At 62.5% G+C, this 24,917-nt stretch carries 15 protein-coding genes and 5 pseudogenes; 16 read left to right on the forward strand and 4 right to left on the reverse strand.

Annotation, left to right across the window (positions count from 1 at the left end; genetic code table 11):
* Positions 1-48 precede the first annotated feature (48 nt).
* Positions 49-1,570 (forward strand): annotated as a pseudogene (locus LDP01_RS12205) (glycosyltransferase family 87 protein).
* Positions 1,563-3,012: pseudogene (locus LDP01_RS12210) on the forward strand (phytoene desaturase family protein). The pseudogenes LDP01_RS12205 and LDP01_RS12210 overlap by 8 nt, the downstream one beginning before the upstream one ends.
* 24 nt (positions 3,013-3,036) lie before the next feature.
* Here the strand turns inward: LDP01_RS12210 and LDP01_RS12215 are convergent.
* Complete coding sequence (locus tag LDP01_RS12215) at positions 3,037-3,642, reverse strand: NAD(P)-dependent oxidoreductase (RefSeq protein ID WP_224092457.1); 606 nt, start codon at positions 3,640-3,642, stop codon at positions 3,037-3,039.
* 83 nt (positions 3,643-3,725) lie between these two features.
* Between LDP01_RS12215 and LDP01_RS12220 the strand changes: the two genes are divergently transcribed.
* Positions 3,726-4,124 carry a winged helix-turn-helix transcriptional regulator gene (locus LDP01_RS12220; protein ID WP_224092459.1) on the forward strand — a complete coding sequence of 133 codons (399 nt, stop codon included), beginning with the start codon at positions 3,726-3,728 and terminating at the stop codon, positions 4,122-4,124.
* A gap of 48 nt (positions 4,125-4,172) precedes the next feature.
* Here LDP01_RS12220 and LDP01_RS12225 read toward each other — a convergent pair.
* Together LDP01_RS12225 and LDP01_RS12230 are read right to left on the reverse strand one after the other, a co-directional pair.
* A pseudogene (locus LDP01_RS12225) lies at positions 4,173-4,875 on the reverse strand (ABC transporter ATP-binding protein).
* Between the two features lie 30 nt (positions 4,876-4,905).
* Positions 4,906-5,986 (reverse strand): annotated as a pseudogene (locus LDP01_RS12230) (ABC transporter permease).
* Between the two features lie 196 nt (positions 5,987-6,182).
* On the opposite strand from LDP01_RS12230, the gene LDP01_RS12235 reads away from it, so the two are divergent.
* The 9 genes and pseudogenes from LDP01_RS12235 (at position 6,183) to LDP01_RS12275 (ending at position 19,408) form a co-directional block, all read left to right on the forward strand.
* Entirely contained in the window at positions 6,183-7,460 is a 1,278-nt protein-coding gene (locus tag LDP01_RS12235) for a sensor histidine kinase (RefSeq protein ID WP_224092461.1), read from the forward strand.
* A complete protein-coding gene (locus LDP01_RS12240; RefSeq protein ID WP_224092463.1) occupies positions 7,457-8,113 on the forward strand; it encodes a response regulator in 657 nt (218 codons plus the stop codon). Before LDP01_RS12235 ends, LDP01_RS12240 begins: the two co-directional genes overlap by 4 nt.
* A gap of 191 nt (positions 8,114-8,304) precedes the next feature.
* Entirely contained in the window at positions 8,305-9,654 is a 1,350-nt protein-coding gene (locus tag LDP01_RS12245) for an alpha-glucosidase domain-containing protein (RefSeq protein ID WP_224092465.1), read from the forward strand.
* The gene (locus tag LDP01_RS12250; RefSeq protein ID WP_224092468.1) at positions 9,557-12,154 is read left to right on the forward strand and encodes an NPCBM/NEW2 domain-containing protein; all 2,598 of its coding nucleotides are present in this window, start codon (positions 9,557-9,559) and stop codon (positions 12,152-12,154) included. Before LDP01_RS12245 ends, LDP01_RS12250 begins: the two co-directional genes overlap by 98 nt.
* A gap of 102 nt (positions 12,155-12,256) precedes the next feature.
* Positions 12,257-14,233, forward strand: a complete 1,977-nt coding sequence (locus LDP01_RS12255) for a penicillin-binding transpeptidase domain-containing protein (protein WP_224092470.1) — start codon at positions 12,257-12,259, stop codon at positions 14,231-14,233.
* Between the two features lie 13 nt (positions 14,234-14,246).
* Positions 14,247-15,509, forward strand: a complete 1,263-nt coding sequence (locus LDP01_RS12260; protein ID WP_224092472.1) for an FAD-dependent oxidoreductase — start codon at positions 14,247-14,249, stop codon at positions 15,507-15,509.
* 69 nt (positions 15,510-15,578) lie between these two features.
* Positions 15,579-17,261 (forward strand): ABC-F family ATP-binding cassette domain-containing protein, encoded by a 1,683-nt coding sequence (locus LDP01_RS12265; protein ID WP_224092474.1) that lies wholly within the window; start codon positions 15,579-15,581, stop codon positions 17,259-17,261.
* A 188-nt stretch (positions 17,262-17,449) separates the two neighbouring features.
* Positions 17,450-18,218: pseudogene (locus LDP01_RS12270) on the forward strand (DeoR/GlpR family DNA-binding transcription regulator).
* Positions 18,215-19,408 carry an MFS transporter gene (locus tag LDP01_RS12275; protein ID WP_224092476.1) on the forward strand — a complete coding sequence of 398 codons (1,194 nt, stop codon included), beginning with the start codon at positions 18,215-18,217 and terminating at the stop codon, positions 19,406-19,408. Before LDP01_RS12270 ends, LDP01_RS12275 begins: the two are co-directional and overlap by 4 nt.
* Here LDP01_RS12275 and LDP01_RS12280 read toward each other — a convergent pair.
* On the reverse strand, positions 19,353-19,958 hold the full coding sequence (locus LDP01_RS12280; RefSeq protein WP_224092477.1) for a phosphatase PAP2 family protein: 606 nt from the start codon (positions 19,956-19,958) through the stop codon (positions 19,353-19,355). The two genes, LDP01_RS12275 and LDP01_RS12280, sit on opposite strands and share 56 nt — an antisense overlap.
* A 191-nt stretch (positions 19,959-20,149) precedes the next feature.
* Here LDP01_RS12280 and LDP01_RS12285 point away from each other — a divergent pair, with 191 nt between their 5' ends.
* From LDP01_RS12285 to LDP01_RS12300, 4 genes are all read left to right on the forward strand, one after another.
* Complete coding sequence (locus tag LDP01_RS12285; protein ID WP_224092487.1) at positions 20,150-21,661, forward strand: bifunctional phosphatase PAP2/diacylglycerol kinase family protein; 1,512 nt, start codon at positions 20,150-20,152, stop codon at positions 21,659-21,661.
* A 139-nt stretch (positions 21,662-21,800) separates the two neighbouring features.
* Positions 21,801-22,745: an ABC transporter ATP-binding protein gene (locus tag LDP01_RS12290; RefSeq protein WP_224092489.1), complete on the forward strand. Its 945-nt coding sequence runs from the start codon at positions 21,801-21,803 to the stop codon at positions 22,743-22,745.
* A gap of 2 nt (positions 22,746-22,747) precedes the next feature.
* Positions 22,748-23,599, forward strand: a complete 852-nt coding sequence (locus LDP01_RS12295; RefSeq protein WP_224092491.1) for an ABC transporter permease — start codon at positions 22,748-22,750, stop codon at positions 23,597-23,599.
* Positions 23,600-23,617: 18 nt separating this feature from the next.
* Positions 23,618-24,901 carry a sensor histidine kinase gene (locus tag LDP01_RS12300; protein ID WP_224092493.1) on the forward strand — a complete coding sequence of 428 codons (1,284 nt, stop codon included), beginning with the start codon at positions 23,618-23,620 and terminating at the stop codon, positions 24,899-24,901.
* The last annotated feature ends 16 nt before the right edge of the window (positions 24,902-24,917 follow it).

Consider the following 24,917-nt stretch of genomic DNA (forward strand, 5'->3'; position numbering starts at 1 on the left):
AGCTGCTCCAGTGGCGTTACCCAAGCTGCCTGACGGTAAGCTCGATTTATGCAGGAGACGAAGCCGCACCGGCAGCGAAAACGTGCCCGCTTTGTGGTTCCAAGCCGCAGCGACTCCCTGCTTCGTAACTTCACGGAGGTTGTAGGCGGGCCCTTGGGGCCGCCACTCTGCTCCAGGACAGATCTCCCCCGCGCCGTTCACGGTTGAACGCGTCCTCGTTGTCCTCACAGTGATCGCTGCCCTGCTTGCCGTGCTGGCGAAGGACTATTGCCGCGTCAATGGCTGGGAGACGCCCACACAGTTTTACGCCACGTGCTACTCCGACTTCCCTGAGCTCTTCCGCAACCGTGGCCTGGGCGATGGCGTGTTCCCCTTCTTCACGCAGGGCAGCTTGTTTGAGTACCCGGTCCTCATGGGGATCATCGCAGGCTTGACCGCGCTCCTCGTACCAGGACAAGGGCCGGGCACGGAACGCATTCTGGGCTACTTCGACGTCAACGCAATGCTGATTGTTGCCGTATGGATAATTACCGTCCTCCTGACCGCCCGAATGAACAAGCGTCGCCCCTGGGATGCCGCCATGGTGGCCCTGGCCCCCGGAATCGTGCTTGCGGGGTTCATCAACTGGGACATGTGGGCTGTGGCCCTGCTCGCGTTGGCCATGTACTTCTTCTCCCGCGACAAGTTGATCCTGGCGGGAATCTGCATCGGGCTGGGAACGGCCACCAAGCTGTACCCCGTCCTCATTCTCGGTGCCATTTTGGTGTTGGCGCTACGCACTGGTCGTCCTCGGACCTTCTGGATGACTGCCGCTGCGGCTGCCGCGGCATGGCTGGCCGTCAACCTGCCCATCGCCGCGATGAACCCATCAGGCTGGCGCTACTTCTTTGAATTCACCCAGGAACGGCCCGCCGGATACAGCTCGCCGTGGTTCGCGTTCAACCTCGTGGCCGATCGGCTTCATTGGACCCAACTTGACGCCGCCACTATCAACTCGCTTGCGCTGAACCTCTTTGTCATTGCGTGCGCATTGATCGGTGCACTGGCTTTGACGGCGCCCAGGCGCCCCCGCATCGCCCAGCTGGCCTTCCTGATTGTGGCGGGGTTCATCCTCACAAACAAGGTGTACTCCCCCCAGTTCGTCATCTGGCTCATTCCCCTCCTTGCCCTTGCGAGACCGCGCTGGCGGGACTTCCTGGTTTGGCAGGCGGCTGAAGGCCTGCACTGGGCTGCCATTTGGATGTACCTGGGCATGGCCACCAGCGGTGGATCCGTGCAGCACAACATTGATATGTCCTACTACGTACTGGCTGTGGCGCTGCACATGGTTGCAACGGCGTACCTGATGGCCAGGGTGGTGATGGATATCCTGGATCCAACGCAGGATCCCCTACGCGCTTTGGGCGAAGACGATCCCCATGGCGGGCCCTTCGAAGGCACCAGGGATTGGCTCAGGATTAACCTTCTTCATCCGTCCATGTCGGTTCTGCCCTGGCGTTCAATGGTTGAGCCTGCCGCACCCAAAGCACCCAAAGCACCCCAACAGTCGGAGGTGGGTAGCGATGGCTGATGTCGCCGTCGTTGGTTCTGGTCCCAATGGTCTGGCCGCGGCAGTGACCATGGCCCGCGCCGGGCTGGAGGTGCATCTGTACGAGGCCGCCGATGCCATCGGAGGCGGGACCCGGACAAGCGAGCTGATCGAACCGGGATATCTGTACGATGTATGCTCCGCGGTGCATCCAATGGCATTGGCGTCTCCTTTCTTCAAGGAATTCGACCTGTCTAAGCGCATTGAGCTGCGCGTGCCTGACGTCCAGCACGGCACGCCGTTGGACGTGGGAGGTGCCGCCCTCGCGTACCAGTCGTTGGAACGGACCACCATGGAGCTGGGGGCGGACGGCCCAGCGTATCGTCGCCTGATTGCGCCGCTCCTGGCACGCGTGAATGGCGTGGTGGACTTTACGTCGAACCAACTGCTCCGCGTGCCCAAGGATCCCCTTGCTGCTCTGTTGTTTGGGCTCGCGACCCTTGACCAAGGAACACCGTTCTGGGGCCGGCGCTTCCGTGAAGAAGCTGCTCCGGCTTTGTTGACCGGCGTAATGTCCCACGCGTTGGGTTCCCAGCCCGCGCTTAGTTCCACGGGTGCCGGACTCTTGCTCGCCGTCCTGGCCCACGCCGGCGGATGGGTGGTGCCCGTGGGCGGATCCGCGGCTATCGCAGGTGCAATGGCCGAGGACCTCGTTGCCCACGGCGGCACCATCCACACCGGTGAGCGCGTGGATTCTTTCGACCAGGTCAGGGCCGGCAAAAGCCATCCTGCTGGATGTTGCTCCTCCGACGCTCGCACGTCTGGGTGGTGCTGAAATACCGGACAACTATCGTCGGGCATTGGATGCATTCCGCTTCGGGAATGCAGCCTGCAAAGTCGACTACATCCTCTCCGAACCTGTTCCCTGGCTTGCCCCTGGCCTGAGGCGGGCGGGGACGGTTCACGTGGGCGGTTCGCGAATGGCCATGGCCGAATCCGAGAACCTCGTGGACATGGGCAAACACCCAACGGAGCCCTACGTGCTGGTTTCCCAGCCGTCCCTCGTGGACTCGTCGCGGGCACCGGCCGGGCGACACGTTCTGTGGACGTATTGCCATGTGCCGGCTGGCTCCGATGTGGACATGGCCGAAGCCGTCACTGCACGGATTGAGCGATACGCTCCAGGCTTCCGGGACGTGGTGGTTGCCTCGAAGACCACGACGGCGGCTGATCTGGCCGCGTACAACGAGAACTACGTGGGTGGCGACTTCAGCGCAGGTTTGTTGGATATGCGGGGTCTGGTGCAGAGGCCAGTAGTGTCCAATGTTCCGTGGCGTACACCGATGCCGGGCGTCTACTTGTGTTCTTCATCCACCCCGCCCGGGCCTGGTGTTACAGGGATGCCCGGGTACCATGCGGCGAAGCATGCCCTCAAGGACATATTTCAGATGCCGGTACCCGGGCTCGGCCTGACTGTCGGTTAGCTGGTGTTTTGCAGCCGCGAAACGTTAGTTTGCAGCCGTGAAGCGTGCCCGGCGGTGGGCCGGGCTTTCGATTTCATCCAGCATGGCGACGGCGTAGTCCTGCGAGGAAATGGTGGTGCCGGCAGGAGTGTCCTTGGCCACGTTGTATTTGCCGGTACGCTCACCGGGCTGGATAACGGCAGCGGGGGCAAGGACCGTCCAGTCGACGTCCTCGGGAGTCTGCTTGACCGCTTCCAGTGCCTTCGCGGCGGTGGTGGCTTCCGCCTTGTATGCCTCGGGGAAGTCCGGGGAATCGAGGAGTCGGACGCCGTCCACCTCGAGAGTGCCTGCACCGCCAACGATCATGAGGCGGGTTCCTTCGGCGTTGCTGTATGCAGTGGCCATGGCATCGAGCCACTCTCCATGGTCCCCGCCGGTGCGGCTGGGACCCGTAGCCAGCACAACGACGTCGTGGTCCTTTGCAATGGAGGCGAAGACCTCCGCGTCGGCCAAATCGGCTGCCTGGGCCGTTGCGCCGGTGATCTCGGCGCCCTTGCGGGAGATGGCCGTGACTTCGTGGCCGCGGGTGATGGATTCATTGACGATTTCACTGCCGACCATGCCCGTTGCGCCGTAGACTGCGATTTTCATGACTCTCCTTTGGATTGCTATCCTTGCGATAACACGAAGGTATCTATTGGATACTGATAGCTTCAAAGGAACTGAGTTACCTCATGGATACTAATGCCCTGCCAGGGAACATCCTGGATCCCAATTGCCCATCCCGCGTGATCTTCCAAAGAATCGGCGACAAGTGGGCGTCTTTGGTGATCCAAGTCCTCGGTGACGGGCCCGTGCGGTTCTCGGAGCTGCGCAAGATGGTCCACGTTGTCACGCCGAAGGTCCTGACGCAGACGCTGCGTGCCCTGGAACGCGATGGGCTCATTACGCGGACCGTCCACGCCCAGGTGCCGCCGCGGGTGGATTACGAACTAACGCCGATGGGTGAATCCCTCCTGCAGCCCCTCACCCTTCTACGTCAGTGGGCGGAGAGCCACGTCCCTACGATTCTCGAAGCCCGCGATACGTACGACGAGGCGCAGGACGATCTGCTGCTCGGCTCACCCAACTAAGTAGCAGTTAAGCGCGTTCTGAACGTCCAAAACGCGCTCTACTGCGACCTAGTTGGGCAGAACGGACGGGTGGATGGCGGGGCTGATTCGTCCGTCACGCATGGTGGCCACTGAGTCTGTGAGGGGCAGGAATTCGGCGTCGTGCGTGACCATCACAGTAGCGGTGGAGAACTCGTCCGTAATCCGCCGCAACAACCTGACGATCGATTCACTGCGTTCGTGGTCCAGGGCTGCGGTAGGTTCGTCCACCAGCAACACGGTGGGGCGGCCCATGAGCGCCCTGGCGATGTTCACCCTCTGACGCTGCCCGCCCGATAGCTGGTGCGGCCTCTTGTTAGCCGATGCGGCCAAGCCCACGATCTCCAGGAGTTCATGCGCTTTGCCAAGGGGCCGCGCGGACAGCCTTGCCGCGCAGGTGGTCCCGGATAAGCAGCTGCTCGACGGCGGTCAGGGACGGAAGAAGATTGGGCTGTTGGAAGATGATGCCCACCTTGTCGCGCCGCAGGGCTGTGCGTTCGGCATCCTTGAGCGCGGAAACGTCCTGGCCATCGATGACGACGAGTCCGGAGGTGGGCTTCACGAGCGTGGCCGCAACAGCCAACAGCGAGGATTTGCCGGAACCGGACGGACCCACCAAGGAGAGGAACTCGCCCCGCCCAACTGCAAGGCTTACAGCGTCCAGGGCCTTGAGCGTGGAATCGCCGTCGGGGTACTCCAGAGTGATGTTGATGAGGTTCAAAGCAGGGGTCACAATGTATGCCTTTCTGGGAATGTTCAAGACCTAGTTACCGCCGAGGGCAAACAGTGGATCGACTTTGGTGACATTGCGGACCGCGAGGACAGCGCCGCCCAGGCCCCAGGACAACGACGCCGGCAACGGGCACCAAGGTGGTCAAAGGCGTGACGAGGAAAGGCGCTGCGCTGGCCGCGAAAAGTCCGCCCGCCAAGCCCAGCAAACCGCCACATGCTGCTCCGGTCAGCAGCACGATTGCGGCCTGGCCCAACGCATCACGGAGGACGTACCCGGAAGAGCCGCCAAGTGCTTTGAGGACCGCGATGTCACGAGTCCGCTGCACTGTCCACACGGTAAGGAAAGCCACGATCACCAAGGCAGAGATTCCGTAAAGAAATGCCTGCATGAGCATGAGTGAACCGTTCTCACTCTTGTACGAGGCCAGAGCCTGGAACGAGCCGACGGGATCCATGCTCACCGTGCCAGCCGCAGCGTTGGCGGCATCAACGCTGACTGAAGCACCGGCGTCGTAATTTACGGCCAGGACCGTGGCGGTGCCCTCAGGAGCGTGGGCGATCTTCCGCCAGGTATCGAGCGTCGTCCAGGCCACGCCGGTGTGCGAGTACCACTGGTCCTGCACAACTTCTGAAACAGTCAGCTCCGTCCCGCCGACGCGGACACGGCTGCCGACCTGGAGCCCCAGGTCCTTGGCCACGGTTTTGCCGATCACGACCGTCCCGTCCTGGACGGGGGCAGGAGCCGTCAAACCGCCAAAGATTGCGACATTTGCGGTCCCGTTTGGAGCACCACCGCCAGCCAAGGATTGGATGGGGGTTTGGCTGATGCCGACGGCGTGTGCTGATGAAACGCCGGGTTGCTCCCGCCAGGCCTCGAGCTGGGCATTGGAAACCTCAGACTCGGTGTAGGAGGCCTTCGGCTCCCCGCCCGCCGGTGCACCGAAGACGATCTGCTGTGCGGGCAGTGATTCAATAGCCGATGTCGACTGGTTTCCGAGTCCCGCAGTAAGCCCCGAAAGCATGACCAGCAGCAGGGTAATAAGGGCCACAACGCTTCCCATGAGTGCGAAGCGGCCCCTGGCGAAGCGGATGTCGCGGATGGCTAGAAACATCAGAATCCTTTGCTTGGATGCGGGCTTGGTCCCGGCTGAATCCACTCTTCCGTCCAATGGATCCGGGCACATCGGGAACCTGATGGATTCGAGCACTTCGAGGGGTTGAACCGGCCATCATCCGATTGGTTGATTCCTGCCTCGGGACGCGGAATTTCGAGGGAGTGGAGCGACGGGCGGGGATAGGCTGGGACGCATGCAGGAGACTCCTACCGGCACCGCCACCATCCTCCGTGTGCTGCGGATAAGTCTCCATGTTGGCTTCGCCGTGCTGCTGCTGGTGGCAGTGGTGCGGCTCCTGGCAGGCACTGCGGGCAGCCCGTCGCCGTTGGCGGTCATTGGTGGACTGGCGCTGTCAGCCGCCTTGGCCCTGGTGTACCTCGTGGGAACCGTCCTCGAGAAACGCCACGCGGGCAATGCCACCCGGTTCGATCCCACACCTTACTCAGGCTGGTGGCTTGGTGCCGTGATGGTCCTGTGGCTGATGCTTCTGCTGGTCAGCGGCGATTTCACATGGGTTGCCTTCCCACTCTTCTTCCTCCAATTGCACATACTCCCCCGGCGCCTCGCCTTGCCGGCAATCGTGGTGAGCACGGCTCTGCTGATTGGTGCTCTCTGGTTTCACAGCCGGGGCCCGGCCGACGGCGGTCTGCAGCTCGCGATGGTTCTGGGACCCATATTCGGGGCTGGGTTTGCTGTGGTCACCGGACTGGCATACCGTGCCTTGTTCCTGGAGGCCGAGCACCAACGCATTGTTGCTGACGATCTCCGGCGAACACGGGCAGAATTGGCCAAGACCCAGCATGACGCCGGGGTCCTGACAGAGCGCGAACGGCTGGCCCGGGAAATTCACGACACCTTGGCGCAGGGATTCTCCAGCATCATCCTGATGGGCAGGTCTGCGGGGAAAGCGTTGGACGAGGGGGACCTGAAGACCGTGAATGAACGGTTGAGGATCGTACAGGAGACCGCATCAGCCAACCTTGCCGAGGCCCGGAGCTTCGTCCGCGATCTTCGGCCACCCGCTTTGGAAGAGTCTGGTCTGGTGGATACCTTGCGGAGGCTTTGCGAAAAGACCGAGACCGAAGCAGCCGCCCGGGGAACCGCACTGCGCTGCCGTTTCGAGCTTGTGGGCACGCCCCTGGACCTGCCCAATGCTTACCAGACCACCCTGCTTCGGGCCGCCCAGGCTTCCCTTGCAAACGTATGGGCGCACGCCCGCGCAAGTGCCGTCGTCGTGACTTTGTCCTTCCTCGGTTCGGAGGTAACCCTGGATGTTTTCGACGACGGCATCGGTTTTGAACCGTCGACGGCGGCCGGTACAGCGCGCGGCGACGGCACCGGCGTCGGGCTTCAAAGCCTTCGCGAACGCCTGGCTGCGCTGGATGGCAGCCTGGATATCGAATCGGCGCGTGGCGAGGGAACAGTGGTTGCCCTTCGGGTGCCGCTGCCTGCCCGGGAGGGCGGGGCATGAGTGACATCCGCATCCTCCTGGTGGACGACCATCCTGTTGTGCGGGCCGGACTCCGGGCGATGCTCGCCGATTTTCCTGGTGTCAGCGTGGTGGCCGAGGCCGCGGACGGTGACGCGGCTCTGGCCGAACTGGGCAGGTTGAACACCCAGGGCGAGCCTGTGGACCTGGTGCTGATGGACCTGCAAATGGGTACCGGTATGGACGGCGTGACGGCCACAGGCAAGATCAAAGCAGGGCTGGCCGGGACTCCCCCGCCGCCTGTCCTTATCCTCACCACCTACGACACGGACGCTGACATCCTCGCCGCTGTTGAGGCCGGCGCCAGTGGCTACATGCTGAAGGACGCCCCGCCTGAACAGATCCAGCAGGCTGTGTTATCCGCGGCCGCCGGTCAAACCGCGCTGGCACCGGAAGTGGCGGCCCGGCTCATGGGCAGGATCCGGAATCCGTCACCTGCATTGAGCCCGAGGGAAGTCCAGTTGCTGGAACTCCTGGCCACCGGAATGGGCAACCGCGCCATGGCCAAGCAGTTGTTCATTTCCGAGGCAACAGTGAAGACGCACCTGGTGCATATCTACTCCAAGCTGGGCGTTGATAACCGAACCGCGGCGATAGCGGTGGCGGCGCAACGCAGGATCATTCGCGGCCACTGACGGCCACTGACGCCCAGGCGTCTTGAGGGACAGTTAGCGTCCTAATGAGGCCCCGACAAAGCAAGTGCCGTCCCCAGTGGCGAAGAAATTCTTTGTTAAACGATTGACCTTTTGCCTTTTTGCAGTGACGATTAGTGCACGTTTCGCCATGAGTTAGATCACAAAAAGTCACTCGTCGAAAGTTGGCCCCCATGTCCGCACCCCTCAAGGGCTTATCCAGTGCTGCGCCCAACAGCCCTGGATGCGTCCGCAATTCTTTCCTCAAGAAAGCAGCGTCCCTCGGATTGGCGTCGCTTCTGCTTGCTGGCGGCATCCCCGCCCTGACCTTCGCAACGGCAGCAAATGCCGCTCCCGGCGACCCCGCCCCCATCAAGGCAGTCACCCCTGAAGTACCTGTCGATGCAGCGGGAGTACCCCTCGGAGCGGTAACCGGATTCACCCAGTCCGGAAACGTCGTCGACCTCTCCACCGAGCGAGGCGCCATCCGCGTCACGTTCCTGGACGACGGCAACTTCCGCCTCGAAGCCGATCCCAGCGGCAAGTTCACCGACCCCGCCAACACCGATCAAGGGGACCCGGCACGGACTGCCAACATCGTGGTGGGGAAGGACAAGTTCCCCGGCAGCGCACCAACAGTCACTGACGGTGACTGGCTGGTCCTGAAGACTGCCAAGATCAGTGTCGAGATCAACAAGGCCACCACCCAACTCCGGCTGCTGAGGGCCGATGGGTCCCTGGTCTTCGAGGAGTCCGCCCCCATCACCTTTGGTGCGAACTCGGCAACACAGCACCTGGCCCCGCAGGACGGTGAGCAGTTCATCGGCGGCGGCATGCAAAACGGCCGCTCCGTCCACACCGGCGCGCTGATCAACATCGCCCGGAATTTCGACTGGGATGACGACGGCTATCCCAATGCGGTTCCGTACTATATGTCTTCCAAGGGATATGGCGTCCTGCGGGACACGTTCGCCCGCGGCTCCTACAATTTTGGTGGCCAACCCACCACCACCCATGAGGAAAAGCGCTTCGACGCCTACTACTTCGTGGGCGACTACAAGCAGTCCCTGAACGCTTACACCACGTTGACCGGCAAGCCGATGATGCCGCCGGTCTACGCCTTGGAATACGGCGACGCCGATTGCTACAACCGCTCCAACCCCGGCTATTCGTCATCGGGATTCGGCGATCCCGACGGCGCCAAGCAGCGCACGCCCGACGCCATCAAAACGGCACGGAAGTTCGTTGAGAACGACATGCCCGCGGGCTGGATGCTGGTCAATGACGGCTACGGCTGCGAGTATCAGCAACTTCCCGAAACCGTGAGCAACATCGAGGAAGAAACAGACCTCAAAGTTGGTCTGTGGACGCAGCGTTCCCTCACCAACCAAGAATACGAAGTAGGCGAGGGCCGGTGTCCGCCTGCGCAAGCTCGACGTCGCTTGGGTGGGCCAGGGCTACCGTCAGGCACTCACCGGCTGCGAAGCTGCGCATGGAGGGATCGAGCAGTACTCGAACGCCCGCGGCACGTCCTTGATGGTTGAAGGTTGGGCCGGCTCGCAGCGTTGCGGCATGCAGTGGACGGGTGACCATTCAGGAAACCTCGACGCCGTTCGCTGGCAGGTCCCGGCCCTCACCGGTGCCGGCAACTCGGGCCTGGCGTTCACCACCGGCGACGTGGATGGCATCTTCGGCGGATCCCCGGAGTCTTACGTCCGCGACCTCCAGTGGAAGGCCTTCGCCCCGGCGCTCTACTCGATGTCCGGCTGGGCAGCGACGGACAAGCGTCCATGGCTTTACGGCGAGGAAGCCACTGCCATCAACCGTCAATACCTTCAGCTTCGGCAGCAGCTCATGCCGTTCATCTACTCACTCGCGCACAACGCTTCTGACACAGGCGTCTCCATGATGCGTTCCATGGCCCTCGAATTCCCTGACCAACAGTGGTCTTACGGCGCCGAGGCGAATAACCAATTCATGCTCGGATCCGACTTCCTGGTGGCCCCGGTCTTTACCCAGACCGACGTCCGCAACGGCATCTTCCTTCCTGCCGGCGAGCAGTGGGTGGACTACTGGACAGGCAAGCTATACCAGGGTGGCCAGATCCTCAACGGCTACAACGCACCACTGGACAGGCTGCCGGTATTCGTCCGTGCAGGTGCGGTGATCCCACAAGGCATCGTGGCCCGCAACGCGTCCTTGGTTCCCGAAGATTCCATGATCACTTTGGATATCTACGCCAAGGGGCAAAACACTTTCACCCTGTACGAAGATGACAAAGTCACGCGGGAATTCAAGGACGGAAAGTCTTCCACCCAGCTCCTCGCCGTGGAGGCACCCGGCACGGGCAACGGCAGCGTCAAGGTAACTATCGGTGAGCGAAAGGGCGAGTACACGGGCAAAGCTGCCGCCCGCCCCTACCAGCTCAGGGTCCATGCAGGTGCGGCGCCCAAAGACGTCAAAATTGGAGGCACCACACTGGCCCGGCACGGCACCAGGGACGCCTACGATGCCGCTGCCGCCGGCTGGTTCTTCGATGAGGCCAACAACGGTACCGTCCTCGTGAAGACAGGTGTGATCGCCTCCAGCCAGTCAGCCACCATCCAGCTTCAGCAGGCCGGACCCCTGGGCGGCAAGAGCCAGGAAGATACGGCAGCCGAGGTGCGCGTAAGCACTGGCCAGCAGGTATTCCAGGACCAGGAAACCACCGTCACTGCAGATTTCGTAAACACCGGGATCAAGGCCAAGACAAACGTTGTGCTGACGCCGGTGCTGCCCGACGGGTGGACCGTCATCTCCTCCTCCGGGGCTACTGCCGCGAAGGTTGAGGGCGGCGCGACAGCCACAGCGACATTCGTCATCAAGCCCGGCCCCACCGCGAAGGCGGGTCAGCAGACCGTGCGGGTCTCGGCGTCGTACGCTGCTTCTGACTCAAGCGAGCAGTCGGTGACTGGGGGCAACCAGATCTACGTGGCCTATGGCTCCTTGGCAGCTGCGTACAACACCGTCGCCGTGACCACAGTGGCGGGGAAGGCGCTCGGAAACTTCGACGGCGGAGGGGCCACCTTCGCTGCCGAGCAGCTGGCTGCCGCTCCCATCCCGGCAGGCGGCGTACGGCCGGGCAGCACTGTGACAGTGGAAGCGGGCACGCCCAAGCAGGTGGACTACACGTGGCCCGCCGTCGGTGCTGACGTCCCCAACTCCGTTGCGCTGTCCGGACAGACAATCGCGGTCAAGGGTAAGGGAACGCACCTTGCTGTTCTCGGATCAGCGGCTGTTGGCAATGGAACAAGCCCTGAGTTGACCCTGACATATGCCGATGGAAGCATGGAAAAGCAGTCGATCTTCTTCCCCAACTGGTTGCAGCCCTCGGTCCTGAATGGCGCCGTGGTTGCGGTGTCCGAACAAGGCCGCAACAACGCAAACGGACCGTCGCCGGAATACACGCAATACAAGTACCAGGCGTTCTCCAACACGGTCCGGCTCAACCCCACGAAGGAACTTGCCTCTGTCGCGCTGCCCACAGACACGCGGGTGAAGTTCTTTGACTGGAAGGTTACTTCGCAGCCGCTGCCCGACGTGCCGCACGGATCGGTCTACGCGTCTGAAACTCCGTGGATCCAGGCCATCAACGGCTACGGCGTGATCGGCAAGAATGTGGCAAACAAGGATTCGGCGTCGTCACCGGACAAACCGCTGACCATCAACTACATCGATCCTGCAACAGGCCAGCAGCCTTCCTTCGCAAAGGGTCTGGGCGTTCACGCGGCCTCCAGGATCACGTATTACCTGGGCGGAAAATGCACGTCGTTCACCTCGCAAGTGGGCCTGGAAAGCGGCTTCGGTGGCAACATCATCTTCAAGGTCAATACCGACGGCGTGAACAAGTACCAGTCGCGAACGTACACGCCCGGGTTCGCTCCGGAAGCCGTTTCCGTAGACCTGACGGGTGCGGCATACGTGGAACTCGTGGTGGACCCCTCCGGATCCATCAACGGCGCGCACGGTGTCTGGGGTGATGCCAGGTTCACGTGTGCCCCGTAATCTGACTCGCCAGAGCCCGCCCGCCCAGCTCCTTTGGGTGGGGCGGGTCCGGGTTGTGGTCCCGGAGAGAAACTGTCGGGGGAACGGGGCATAATGTCGCAAATGGGGAAAATGAGAACACGGAATCTTGTCCTTGGCTTCGTAGCGCTGGTGATGGTTGGTTCGCTGACGGCCTGTGATGACGGCCGCGCCGGTGCGAAAAGTGCAGCGAAGCAGCTCGCCTCCTCTCTGGCCGCGCTCGACGTCGGTTCACTCGCCGTAGAGGGCAAGGACGCTTCCGCGGCCAACGATCAACTCAAAGCGGTGTTTGAGGGACTCGATGCCAAGCCATCGGTTCAGTCAGGTGACGTGAAGCTCGACGGCGAGACCGCCACCTTCCCTTTGAACTACAGCTGGAACATTGGCTCAGCAAAATGGGAGTACAGCTCCGAGGCCACGTTGAAAAAGTCCGGCGATAAATGGGCTGTCCAATGGAATCCCCAGCTCCTTGCCCCGGAGCTTTCGGACGGCGAGACGCTCTCCGTCAAGACGGTTCCTGCCCAGCGCGGACAGATCCTCGGCGCAGGGGATGCCCCCATTGTCCAAGACCGTCCGGTTTTCCGCGTTGGTATCGACAAAACCAAGCTTGCCGCTGATCAGGCGGATTCCGCCGCGCGGGCAATGGCTGCTTTGCTCGGCCTTGACGTTGAAGAGTATGCCAAGCAGGTGGCAGCCTCGGGTCCACAGGCTTTCGTGGAGGGCATCGTCCTCCGCGCCTATACCCCCGAAATTACCGAAGCAAAGATCACTGCCATTCCGGGCGGCGTGAGCATCCTGGACTCCATGGCGTTGGCACCAACACGCACCTTCGCCAGGGCACTCCTGGGAAGTGTCGGCCAGGCCAGTGCAGAGCAAATTGAAAAGTCCAACGGTGCCCTGCGGGCCGGGGACACCACAGGAACCGGCGGCCTTCAACAGAAATACGATTCTCTGCTCCGCGGGAAGGACGGCGTGGAGGTGGTCGCCAAGCAGGAAGCGAAGTCGGAAGGCGAGACCCCTGCAAGCAAAGTATTCTTCTCGTCCCTCCCTGTGCCCGGAACAACCCTCAAGACCACGCTTGACCTGAAGCTGCAGCAACTGGCCGAAGAGACGCTTGCCGGGGTTGGGCCGGCGTCCGCCATCGTGGCGCTTAAGCCGTCTACCGGAGCTGTTCTGGCGGCCGCGTCCGGTCCGGGCAGCAACGGCTACAACACGGCGATGCTTGGCCAATACGCTCCGGGGTCCACGTTCAAGATCGTCGATTCCCTGGCGCTGTTCCGCGACGGCGCGACGCCTGATTCCAAGGTCGAATGCACCCCGACGCTGACAGTTGACGGCAGAACCTTCAAGAACTCCGAGGGCTACCCGGAAAGCTCCTTGGGTTCCGTAACGCTGCGGGACGCTTTTGCCCATTCCTGCAACACCGCTTTCATCAATGCCCGTGACACGGTCAGCCAGGACCAGCTCGAGTCTGCCGCCATGGCATTGGGCGTGGCCGTGGAAGCGCCCAAGCTGGGCGCCGACGCCTTCCTCGGTTCAGTCCCCGGCGCCGCAGAGGGAACCGAGCACGCGGCATCCATGATCGGCCAGGGGAAGGTGCTCTTCTCCCCACTGTCTGCGGCGATCATGGCAGCCTCCGTTGGCAACGGCGCTCCGGTGTCCCCTCAACTCGTGCTGAACCCTGAAGCCGGGAACTCCAGCGCGGCAGCTACGCCCACGGAAAGTGGCAGCGCGCCGGCGTCGTCCGCTTCCGTTAGCGCAGCGCCCGCGTCACCGCCCTCAAGCAAGCCGATCACCAAGGAAGAAGCGGCCGCGCTATCCGACATGATGCGGGCCGTGGTTACCTCCGGGCATGCTGGATTCCTCGCCCAGGTGCCGGGAGCGCCCGTCGGGGCAAAAACGGGTACTGCTGAGTTCGGCAATGAGGACCCGCCCAAGACCCACGCGTGGATCGTTGCCGTCCACGGAGACCTGGCGGTTGCTGTGTTCGTGGAAGACGGCGGCCTGGGGGCAACCACCAGCGGCCCGTTGTTGAAGTCGTTCCTCACCGCCGCCGGCTAAATCGGGAGAAGCCATGGGAAGCAGCACGCAGTGCGTTGTAGTTGGCGGAGGTCCGGCCGGGATTGTGCTGGGCTTGCTCCTTGCCCGGGCCGGAGTTGAAGTCACTGTGTTGGAGAAGCACGCCGACTTCCTGCGGGACTTCCGTGGCGATACTGTGCACGCCTCCACTATTCGACTCCTCGACGAGTTGGGGTTGGGCGAAGGGTTCCGGCAGCTACCGCAGAGCAAGCTGGGTAATTTCCAGCTGCCTGCAGGCACCGGGGATTCCGTGATCCTCGCTGATTTCGGGCTCCTCAAGGAGCCGTACAACTATGTGGCAATGGTGCCGCAATGGGACTTGCTGAACTTTCTGGTGGAGGCAGCCAAGCAGGAACCCACGTTCACGTTGCGGATGAACACTGAGGTCACAGAGCTGCTCCGCGACGGGTCCGGCGCAGTATCGGGTGTGGCGTACAGAACCCGGGACCCCCTCACCGGCGAAAACCTGGGGACGGGCGAACTGAAGGCTGCATTGACGGTGGCGTGCGACGGCCGTAGTTCGATGCTTCGTGCACGGGCGGGTTTGGTCCCACGCGAATTTCCGGTGCCGTTCGACACGTGGTGGTTCCGGCTTCCGAGGAACGCCGATGAAAGGGATCCCGTGGCGTCGATTGCCCCGAGTTTCGGGACTTCGGACGTTCTGCTGAGTTTGACCCGCAAGGACTTTTATCAGATCGCCTACCTCGCGGCCAAGGGACTGGATCCGAAGTTGCGGGCAGAAGGCGTAGAAGCGTTTCGTGCACGCGTCGCAAGGTTGCGGCCAGACCTATCAGACCGTGTGGACAACATCCGCTCCGTGGATGATCTCCACCTGTTGGACGTGAAGCTCAACCGCTTGTCCGAGTGGCACAAGCCGGGCCTGCTGCTTATTGGCGATGCTGCCCATGCGATGTCCCCCGCCGGTGGGGTGGGGATCAACCTGGCGGTGCAGGACGCCGTCGCAGCGGCCCGGATCATTGCTTCGCCGCTGCTGAGTAAAACGCTGGACGACCGCCACCTCGCCGCCGTCCAGAAGCGGCGCTGGCCTCCAACCGTGATTGTGCAGACGTTTCAGCGGGTGCTGCATCGCGTTATCTTCGCACAGGTCATGGCGGGCAAGCAGCCAAAGCCCCCCAAGCTGTTGCTCATTGTGCTCCGTAATTTTCCCGGCCTCCGGAAGTTGCCTGCACGGATGATTGCCTTCGGCCCACGACCCGAACATGCACCGCAGTTTGCCCGGCGAAAGCCTGACGCTTAGCTCACTCGGGGCACCCAGGCCAAAGTTCCGCCGTCGGGCCTTAATACCTGGGCATGGGAAGATTGGGCGGTGGCCCATATTGACGTTTCCGGCATCGACTACTTCCTCTCCGACGGCACCCAGCTGCTCAACGGCGTGACTTTCAAGGTGCCTGATGGCACTAAGACCGCGTTGATTGGGCCCAACGGAACCGGCAAAACGACGCTGTTCAAGATCATTTCCGGCGACCTCACACCCGACGAAGGCGTCGTAGGCAAGTCCGGGAACATGGGCATCATGCGGCAGTTCGTGGGCCAGGTCCGGGATGAATCAACCGTCCGGGACCTGCTGGTCTCAACGGCCCAAGCCGGGCTGGCGGCAGCTGCCAAAGCGGTTGAAGAGGCCGAACTCGCCATGATGGAGCACGACGACGAACCCACCCAGATGAAGTACGCCCAGGCGATCGTGGATTGGGGAGACGCCGGCGGTTACGACGTCGAGACGGTCTGGGACGAGGTCTGCATGGCGGCTTTGGGAATATCCTTCGACAAAGCACAGTTCCGACGTGCCTCCACGTTGTCCGGTGGCGAGCAGAAACGCCTCGTGCTGGAAGCCCTGTTCGCGGGCCCGGATGAACTCCTGCTCCTGGATGAACCGGATAACTACCTTGACGTCCCCGGTAAGCGCTGGCTGGAGTCAAAGCTCAACGAATCCAAGAAGACCGTGCTGTTCATTAGCCACGACCGCGAGCTGCTCAACAACGCCGCCGGACGAATAGTCACGCTTGAACCAGGCATTAACGGTGCCGGTGCGTGGATCCACGGTGGCGGTTTCGGCTCCTACGTGGAGGCGCGTGCCGACAGGAACGCCCGGTTCGAGGAACTCCGCAAACGCTGGGACGAGGAGCATGTGAAGCTCAAGGAACTCGTCAACATGTACAAGAACAAGGCTGCGTTCCGGTCCGACATGGCCAACAGGTACCAGGCGGCACAGACGCGTCTTGCCAAGTTCCTGGAAGCTGGGCCGCCCGAGGCCCTGCCAATCGAGCAGAACGTCAAGATGCGCCTCAAGGGCGGGCGAACAGCCAAACGCGCCGTCGTGGCGGAGAAGCTTGAACTCACTGGGCTCATGAAGCCGTTCTCCACGGAAATCTGGTTTGGCGACCGTGTGGGCGTACTCGGTTCCAACGGTTCCGGAAAGAGCCACTTCCTGCGCTTGCTCGCCACCGGAGGCACCGACCCTGAGCGGGAGCACTTGCCGGTGTCGGACGTTGTCATTGCTGAAGTGCCGCACGAAGGAACTGTGAAGCTGGGCGCCCGTATCCGCCCGGGATTCTTCGCACAGACGCACGTTCGCCCGGATCTGCTGGGCCGGACTTTGTTGGAGATCCTGCACCGCGGCGATGAACACCGATCGGGCCTTCCCCGCGAAGCTGCCGCAGGTGCCCTGGACTCCTACGGTTTGGCTGGCCAATCGGAGCAAAAGTACGAGTCCCTGTCCGGTGGCCAGCAGGCGCGGTTCCAGATCCTCCTGCTGCAGCTGTCCGGAGCAACCCTCTTGCTCCTGGACGAGCCTACCGACAACCTGGATCTGCACTCCGGCGAGGCCCTGGAGAGAGCAATCGATGCTTTCGAGGGAACGGTCCTTGCTGTCACCCATGACCGCTGGTTCGCCAAGTCTTTCGACCGCTTCCTGATCTTCGGCTCCGACGGCAAGGTCTACGAGTCCGAGGAACCCGTCTGGGATGAGAAACGCGTGGAGCGCGCCCGCTAGTCCGCACGTTCTCTCACATCATTGCCCTTTTCGCCCGATGCTCTCTCAGTTGATGAGAGAGCATCGTGGTTTAAGGGGGGGGATGTGAGAGGGCATCGGGGGTTAAGGGGGTGGGATGTGAGAGAGCATCGGTGATCAAATGATCACATTTCATGATTAAATGAGCGTCGGCCTGATACCGTTGAACTATGGGAACTCCTGACCGCCATCGGCTCATTGGCGAGCTGCTGCGCAAACGCGAAGAAGTATCAGTGGACGAGCTGGTAGCAGCCACTGGAGCCTCGGGCGCCACGATCCGCCGCGACCTGGAAATTCTTGCGGCCAACGGAGTACTGAAGCGGGTGCACGGCGGTGCCCGCAGTTTAGTCGCGCGTGGTGACAACCCAGGCTATGGGCAGCGCGAACTGGAAGACCACGAGACGAAGCTCAAGATCGCAGCAGTTGTTGACGCTCTGCTGAAAGACCGCGAGCACGTGTGGTTGGACAGCGGATCCACTGCCACGGAAATTGCTCGGCGGCTGAGCCAGCGTGAACTCACTGTGATGCCGATGTCCTTGCACGGCGTCGAGGCACTGACCCACGCCAAGGAGGGCCGCCGGCCCGCAGCTCATTCTCCCCGGAGGAAGCCTCATTCCCGGCGAACAGTCTTTTCGCGGACCCATGACCGAGGCGAACATACGCTCGTTGCGATTCGACACCGCGGTGGTCACCCCGTGCGCCCTCAACCTCAAGGACGGACTGCTGGCCCATGACCTTGACGACGCCGCAGTGAAGCGCGCTGGCCTGGAATCGGCGTCGCGGGTCGTCGTTGCCTCCTCCGGCAGTAAGTGGAATGCCAGCGCGGTCGCCCTGGTTGCCGCGATAGAGGCCGTGGACGTCATCGTGACGGACCTGAAGCCATCCTCCGAAGATCTTGCCCGGCTCGACAAACTCTCTGTGGAAGTTGTGATTGCATGACCACCAGCACCAGAAGCACCACCAACGTCAACGCCGCGGCGGTGGCGACGTTCCTGATCTTCGCCATGAACGGCCTGGTGTTTGCAAGCTGGGCGGCACGCATCCCCGCCGTCACCGAAGCTCTCAGCCTAACGTCCGGCCAGATGGGCACCCTGCTGCTCTGCACCGCCGTCGGGTCCTTGATGGCTTTGCCTTCCGCAGGTTGGGTGGTGGGCCGAATCGGTACAGCCGGCACGGTTCGCCTCGCCGGGATCGTGGCGGGTGCCGCAGGTGCTGCGATTGCCTTCTCCCTCATGGCTGCATCGGTTCCGGCCACGGCCATCGCCCTCTTCTTCTTCGGCATTGGCATTGGGCTGTGGGACGTAGCCCAGAACATCGAAGGGGCCGACGTCGAACACCGGCTCAAGCGGACCATCATGCCGCAGTTTCACGCAGCGTTCAGCGGCGGGGCGTTTGTGGGTGCTTTGATCGGTGCGGGGCTCTCGCACCTTGGAGTTGGCCTCCCTGAGCACCTGCTTGTGATCGCCGGACTTGCTGTCCTCCTCGCGCTAACCGTGCCGCGGTACTTCCTGCCGCACGAAGCGTCAGTGGCTGAAACGCTCGACGACGGTGCGCCGGCTCCCAAGGGACCCACGGCTTGGCGGGACGGCCGGACGCTGCTCATCGGTGTGGTGGTTTTGGGTGCGACCCTTACGGAGGGGGCCGGCAATGACTGGATTGCCAAGGCGGCCGTTGATGGACTCGGTACCTCCGAAGCGACCGGCGCCCTGCTCTTTGCGCTCTTCGTTGCTGCCATGACCGGGATGCGGTTCCTCGGCGGCAAGGTCATCGACAGGTTCGGCCGCGTGGCTGTACTCCGTGCCAGCATGGCAGCGGCCGCGCTGGGCCTGCCGCTGTTCGTCTTCGCCGGCAACGTGGTGCTGGCTGGCCTTGGTGCCGCGCTTTGGGGCGTTGGTGCGGCGTTGGCCTTCCCCATGGGCATGTCCGCTGCGGCCGACGATCCCAAGCACGCAGCGGCACGCGTTTCCGTGGTCTCAACCATTGGCTACGTGGCGTTCCTGGCCGGCCCGCCGCTTCTGGGTTACCTCGGCGACCAAACCGGAATTCACATGGCACTGCTGGCGATCGGATTGCCTATTCTTGTTGCCCTGCTTCTTGCTGGCGTTGCACGGCCCTTGCGCGCCAAATAGCCGCCCGACCAGCGCTTTCATTCTCCTGAATGCATATGTTGCAGAACGGCCACCACAACAGCAGGACGACACCGGCTGCTAGGCACGCACCGCCGAGGACATCACTTAACCAGTGAGCGGACAGGTAGGTTCGGCTGACCATCATCGCGAGTATGCCAAGAACTGCCACCACTTTCGCCCACTGCCGGCCGATGAGCAACGCCATCACGACAAGGAAGGCGGTGGTCGCGGAAACATGCCCCGAAGGGTATGAGCCTGTATCAGAGAGGACCCTGGCGCCTTGAGGCCGATCACGCCCAACAAGTGCCTTGGCCAGTTGAGTGAGGCCCAGGGCAGCAAGGCCGGCGAGTGCAGAGAAGGCAGCAGCCCTGGGACGTCGCCAGAGGAGTAGCGCGGCCGCCAAAACACCATGCAGCACCAGCATGCCCACATACCCGGCCCAGTTGAGCGCCACGTTTACCGCGTCCCAGAACGGCGCGTGCAGGGTGAAGGAATAGGCCTGCCATGTTGTATCAATTCTGTTGAAGGCGGGCTCCCCTTGACCGGCCACAATCAGGCCTCCCGGTACCGCGAACGCGCACAGCAAAAGCAGGGCAGGCGTGACAATCTGCCAGCTGGGGCCGCTGGCGTGGACGCAGGACGCGAATCATTCACTCATCGTAGTCACGGCCGTTGGGCAAGGTTGGTGGAGTTCTGGAATGCCGCCGGGTCCTGCCGCCGGGCTCGCGCTACTGTGGTGGAATGCGAGGTTTCCTGGGCAAAGGCCCCAAGCACGTGGCAAGGTTCGATCATTTCCTTGTCAGGGCGGTTTCGCGCCAGCCGCAAGGCGAACATGATGATCTCTTCCGGCGGCTCTCAGCAGCGGCCACCAAGGGAAAGCTCTGGTTTGGCATCGCGGGAATCATGGCCACGGTTCCAGGAAAACCGCGCAGGGCGGCCCTGCATGGACTGCTTGCCCTGGGCGTTGCCTCCGGGGTCACTAACCTCATCTTCAAAACGGCGCTCCCCCGGCGGCGGCCTTTGCCGGAACACCTGCCCGTTTTCAGGTTCGTACACCCGCAGCCGGTCAGTTCCTCCATGCCATCCGGACACTCAGCTTCGGCCGTGGCTTTTGTCGTGGGAGCAGGGATGGTTTCGCCCGTCCTGGGCGCCGTCCTGGCGCCCATCGCCGCGGGCGTTGCGTATTCCCGTGTGCACACAGGTGCGCACTGGCCGTCAGACGTCGTGTTTGGTTCTGCACTTGGCGCGGGTGCTGCCCTGCTGACACGCACGTGGTGGCCAGCCAAGCCCGCCGAACCCAAACCCCGCCGGACGCCGGCAGAGGCCCCGGGAATTCCCGACGGCGAGGGGCTGAGCATCGCTGTTAATGTCCTGGGCGGTTCCTACTCCCCCGAAACCGGCGAACTGCTACAGGAGGTATTCCCCAAAGCGCATATTCAAGAAATCGCTGAGGGCGAGGATGTCGCCGCTGAGATTGAAGCAGCCGCGGCCCGGCCAGGCACCGTAGCGCTTGGCGTGTGGGGTGGTGACGGGACGGTTGGCACCGCGGCCGCTATCGCCGTCGAGCATTCCCTGCCTCTTCTGGTATTGCCGGGTGGCACCCTCAACCACTTTGCCCGTGACCTCGGGACCAATTCCATTGACGCCGCAATCAAGGCAGTCACAGAGGGGCAGGCCGCGCTTGTGGATTTCGGGCATGTTGCCGTCCATCGAGGTTTGCCTGACAACCCTGAGTCCAGTGAGATCGCCATGCTGAATACGGCCAGCGTGGGTGTCTATCCGAACCTCGTACGCCGCCGGGAGCGATTGCAGCCTGCCATGGGCAAACCCCTGGCCAGTCTGGTGGCATCGCTGCGGACTTTCGGAGTGAACTCGCCCACGACGCTCACCGTTAACGGCGTGAAGCACAAGCTGTGGATTCTGTACCTGGGACGTGGGCGTTACTACCCCAGCGACCATGCCCCACTTCGACGCCCTGTGCTGGACGACGGCGTCTTCGATCTCCGCATGATCACTGCGGATGAACCATTTGCCCGTGCCCGGCTGCTTTGGGCCGTCATGACAGGCACCGTTGCGGCTTCCAAAGTCACGCATCTGACCGAGGCCACTACCGTCACCATTGAGGCGATCGGAGAACCGTTGGTCCTCGCCGTGGATGGTGAGCCCAAGCCCGGGGTGCGCAGTGCCGTGTTCACCGTCAAGAGCCACGAGCTACGCGTGTACTGTCCGCTGCCGGTGGACCCAGCTTCGTAGCGTCATCCGGGAGGACTACCCTGACTGGACCCTGAATCATCCCTGAGACAGGCGATTTCCGCACCCTCTGTGACTAGCGTTGTCAGTACAGTCAACAACTCATCTGCACGTACACGTGCTCCGAGGAGGGAACGCTTCCATGATCGAAGCAACAGGCCTGACGAAGGTCTACGGCGAGAAGACCGCCGTCGGCGGTGTCAGTTTCACCGTCCAAGCCGGACGGGTAACGGGTTTCCTGGGCCCGAACGGTGCCGGCAAGTCAACCACGATGCGCATGATCATGGGACTGGATACTCCCACCGCGGGTTCGGTGACCGTGAACGGTGAACCGTTCGCCAAGCACGTTGCGCCACTGCGTGAAATCGGTGCACTGCTTGATGCCAAGGCGGTCCATACCAGCCGCACGGCGTACAACCACCTGCTCGCCATGGCCGCGACGCACAGCATCCCCAAGAGCCGGGTTCGGGAGGTCATCGAGATGACCGGGCTGGGAGAAGTCGCCAAGAAGAAGGTGAAAGGTTTCTCGCTCGGCATGGGCCAGCGCCTGGGCATTGCGGCAGCGCTGCTGGGTGATCCGCAGACCATCATCCTGGACGAGCCGGTGAACGGCCTGGATCCGGAAGGCGTGGTCTGGGTTCGCAACCTGGTCAAGTACCTCGCTTCCGAGGGCCGCACCGTGTTCCTGTCCAGCCACCTCATGAGTGAAATGGCATTGACTGCAGACCATCTGATCGTGATTGGCCGCGGCAAAATCATTGCGGATGCACCCATCGCAGAGATCATCACCGGCAAGGGCCACGCCCGCACACGAGTCCGCACGGACCAGCCGGAGCAGCTCATGCAACTGCTCGCAGGCACGGGTGTATCCGTGGAAGTCCACGAGCGTGAGCTGCTGGAAGTTTCGGGCCTGGATCCTCGCGGAATCGCCCGGACGGCCCTGGAGAACCAGATCATGGTCTACGAGCTGACCCCGCTCCAGGCAAGTCTCGAAGAGGCGTACATGGAGTTGACCAAGGACGAGGTGGAATACCACTCGCACATCACCGCCGGGACCTCTGTTCCCGTTCAGGCCGGAGGGAAATAGACATGAGCACCACCACTTTGGACCGCAAGTCCATGCGTAACTCCGTTGGGCCGGGACCGGCCTTCCACCGCGTACTGAACTCCGAGTTCATCAAGTTCCGCACGTTGTTGTCCACGCTGATTCTCCTGGCGTCCACGGCGTTGGTCATGGTTGGCTTCGCAGCACTCTCGGCTTGGGGTACGGGACAGTTCGCCGAGCAAGCTGCGAGGGATCCCGAAGCCGCCGCAGCCATTGCTGCGCAGGGCGGCGACATCGCAGTCAGCATTCCCACCTCCGGCATCGCATTCGCCCAGTTGATCCTCGGTTCGTTGGGCGTCCTGCTCATGAGCTCGGAATTCACCACGGGAATGGCGCGCTCCACTTTCGCTGCGGTCCCGAAGCGGCTCTCGCCGTTCCTGGCCAAGCTGATAGTCGTGATGGTCAGTGCCTTCCTGTTGACGGCTGTGTCCACCTTCATAGCCGGCCTCGTGTCACTCCCCATCGTGGATAACTACGATCTCAAGCTGGACCTCAGCAGCTCGCAATCGGTCAAGCTTTTGCTCGTCAACAGCATTTACGTGGCGGCCGTGGCAGCGATTGGCATGGCACTGGGAACCATCGTCCGCAACTCGGCGGGAGGCATCATGAGCCTCGTGGGCCTGTTCTTTGTGGCCCCGATTGCATTCCAGCTCATTCCCGGCGATTTCTTCGTGGAAGCCCGCAAGTACCTTCCGGGCAACACCATCAACCCGATGACCGCCGTCGAGCATGTTCCTGACACCCTGGAAGTCTGGCAGGCCGCCCTGGTTCTCGGCGCCTGGGTTGTGGTGCCCGTTGCCTTGGCCATGGTCCTGTTGAAAAAGCGGGATGTCTAGGCCGTTTAGGCTCAATCCATGACTGAAGCTTCCCAAGTGAAGGACGCGCCGGCTGTAACAGCTGACGCGTCCTTCGCTGAAATTGCCCAGCGCCGCAGGGGCCGGATCCGTCGCTATTTTTTCGAACGTCCCCGTGCGATGGATGCGGTGGTTGTCCTTTGCTACGTCCTTTTGGCCTTGCCCACCATCATTACTTCGATCATCGAGGGCAAGTGGCTCGTCGTCGGGCTCTTGCTGCTGATCGCGACGGTCCTGATATTCCGGCGGCGCTACCCGCTTCAGGTGGTTGCCGCCGTCGTGGTTCTGGAAGTCCTGGCCACTGTGCTGAATCCGTGGGGCTCGAACGTGTCCGCGGGGTTGTGGTTTGCTCTCTACGCGGTCGCCACAACCCGGAAGCGGCCAATTTCGCTGGTGGTGTTTGGCGCTGCGAGCCTGCCGCTCAGCCTGTTGTACCTTTTCATGTGGACAAGTCCCAGCAGTATGAACACCCTGCAGGACGTCCCCGAGAACTTCCACCTCATCAACAACATCGCCACTGCCGTGACCATCATGTTGTCCAACCTGCTGGCCACAGGTATTGGTATCTCGGTCCGCCAGCGGCGGGAGCATGAGGCAGAGATCGCCGCATGGGCAGCGCGGACAACGCAGTTGGGCAAGGTCACCGAGCGCAACAGGATTGCGCGGGAAATGCACGACGTCGTTGCTCACTCCCTGACGGTAATGATCAGTTTGTCGGACGGTGCGGCAGTGGTGGTCAAGAAGGATCCCGACCGCGCCGGCGACGTCCTGGGTGAGCTGTCCCGAACGGGCAGGGCGGCACTTGCGGACATGCGGCGGGTGCTCGGAGTCCTGCGTGACGATTCCGGCCGCCCGGCGCCACTGACTCCGCTCGAGTCCGGGCTTAACCTTGCCAAGCTGCTGGATGGTTTCCGTACGGCAGGCCTGCCGCTGCACTACGCGCACACTGGGCCCGCGCTTCCGGCCGATCCTGCTTTCGAGCTCACCGTGTACCGGATTGTGCAGGAATCGCTGACCAATGTTCTCCGCTACGGGCGCTCGCTCAGCCGCGTGGACGTGCAGGTAGCCCGCGACGGCGATCTGGTCACCATCGACGTGCACGACGACGGCCGTGGAACCCGGGAAGGTGGCGAGTCGATGGACAGCCTGGGAACACGGCAAGGCATTGCCGGAATGCGTGAACGGGCTGGAATCTATGCTGGAATCGTTACTGCCGGTCCGGGTAAAAGGGGAGGCTGGGCGGTCCACGCCGAGCTGCACTGGAACGGCGAAAAGGGGGAATAGTGGTAGATCAGGGCGT

Origin of the sequence: Arthrobacter sp. StoSoilB13 (assembly GCF_019977255.1) — a bacterium.
Classification (GTDB): Bacteria; Actinomycetota; Actinomycetes; order Actinomycetales; family Micrococcaceae; genus Arthrobacter.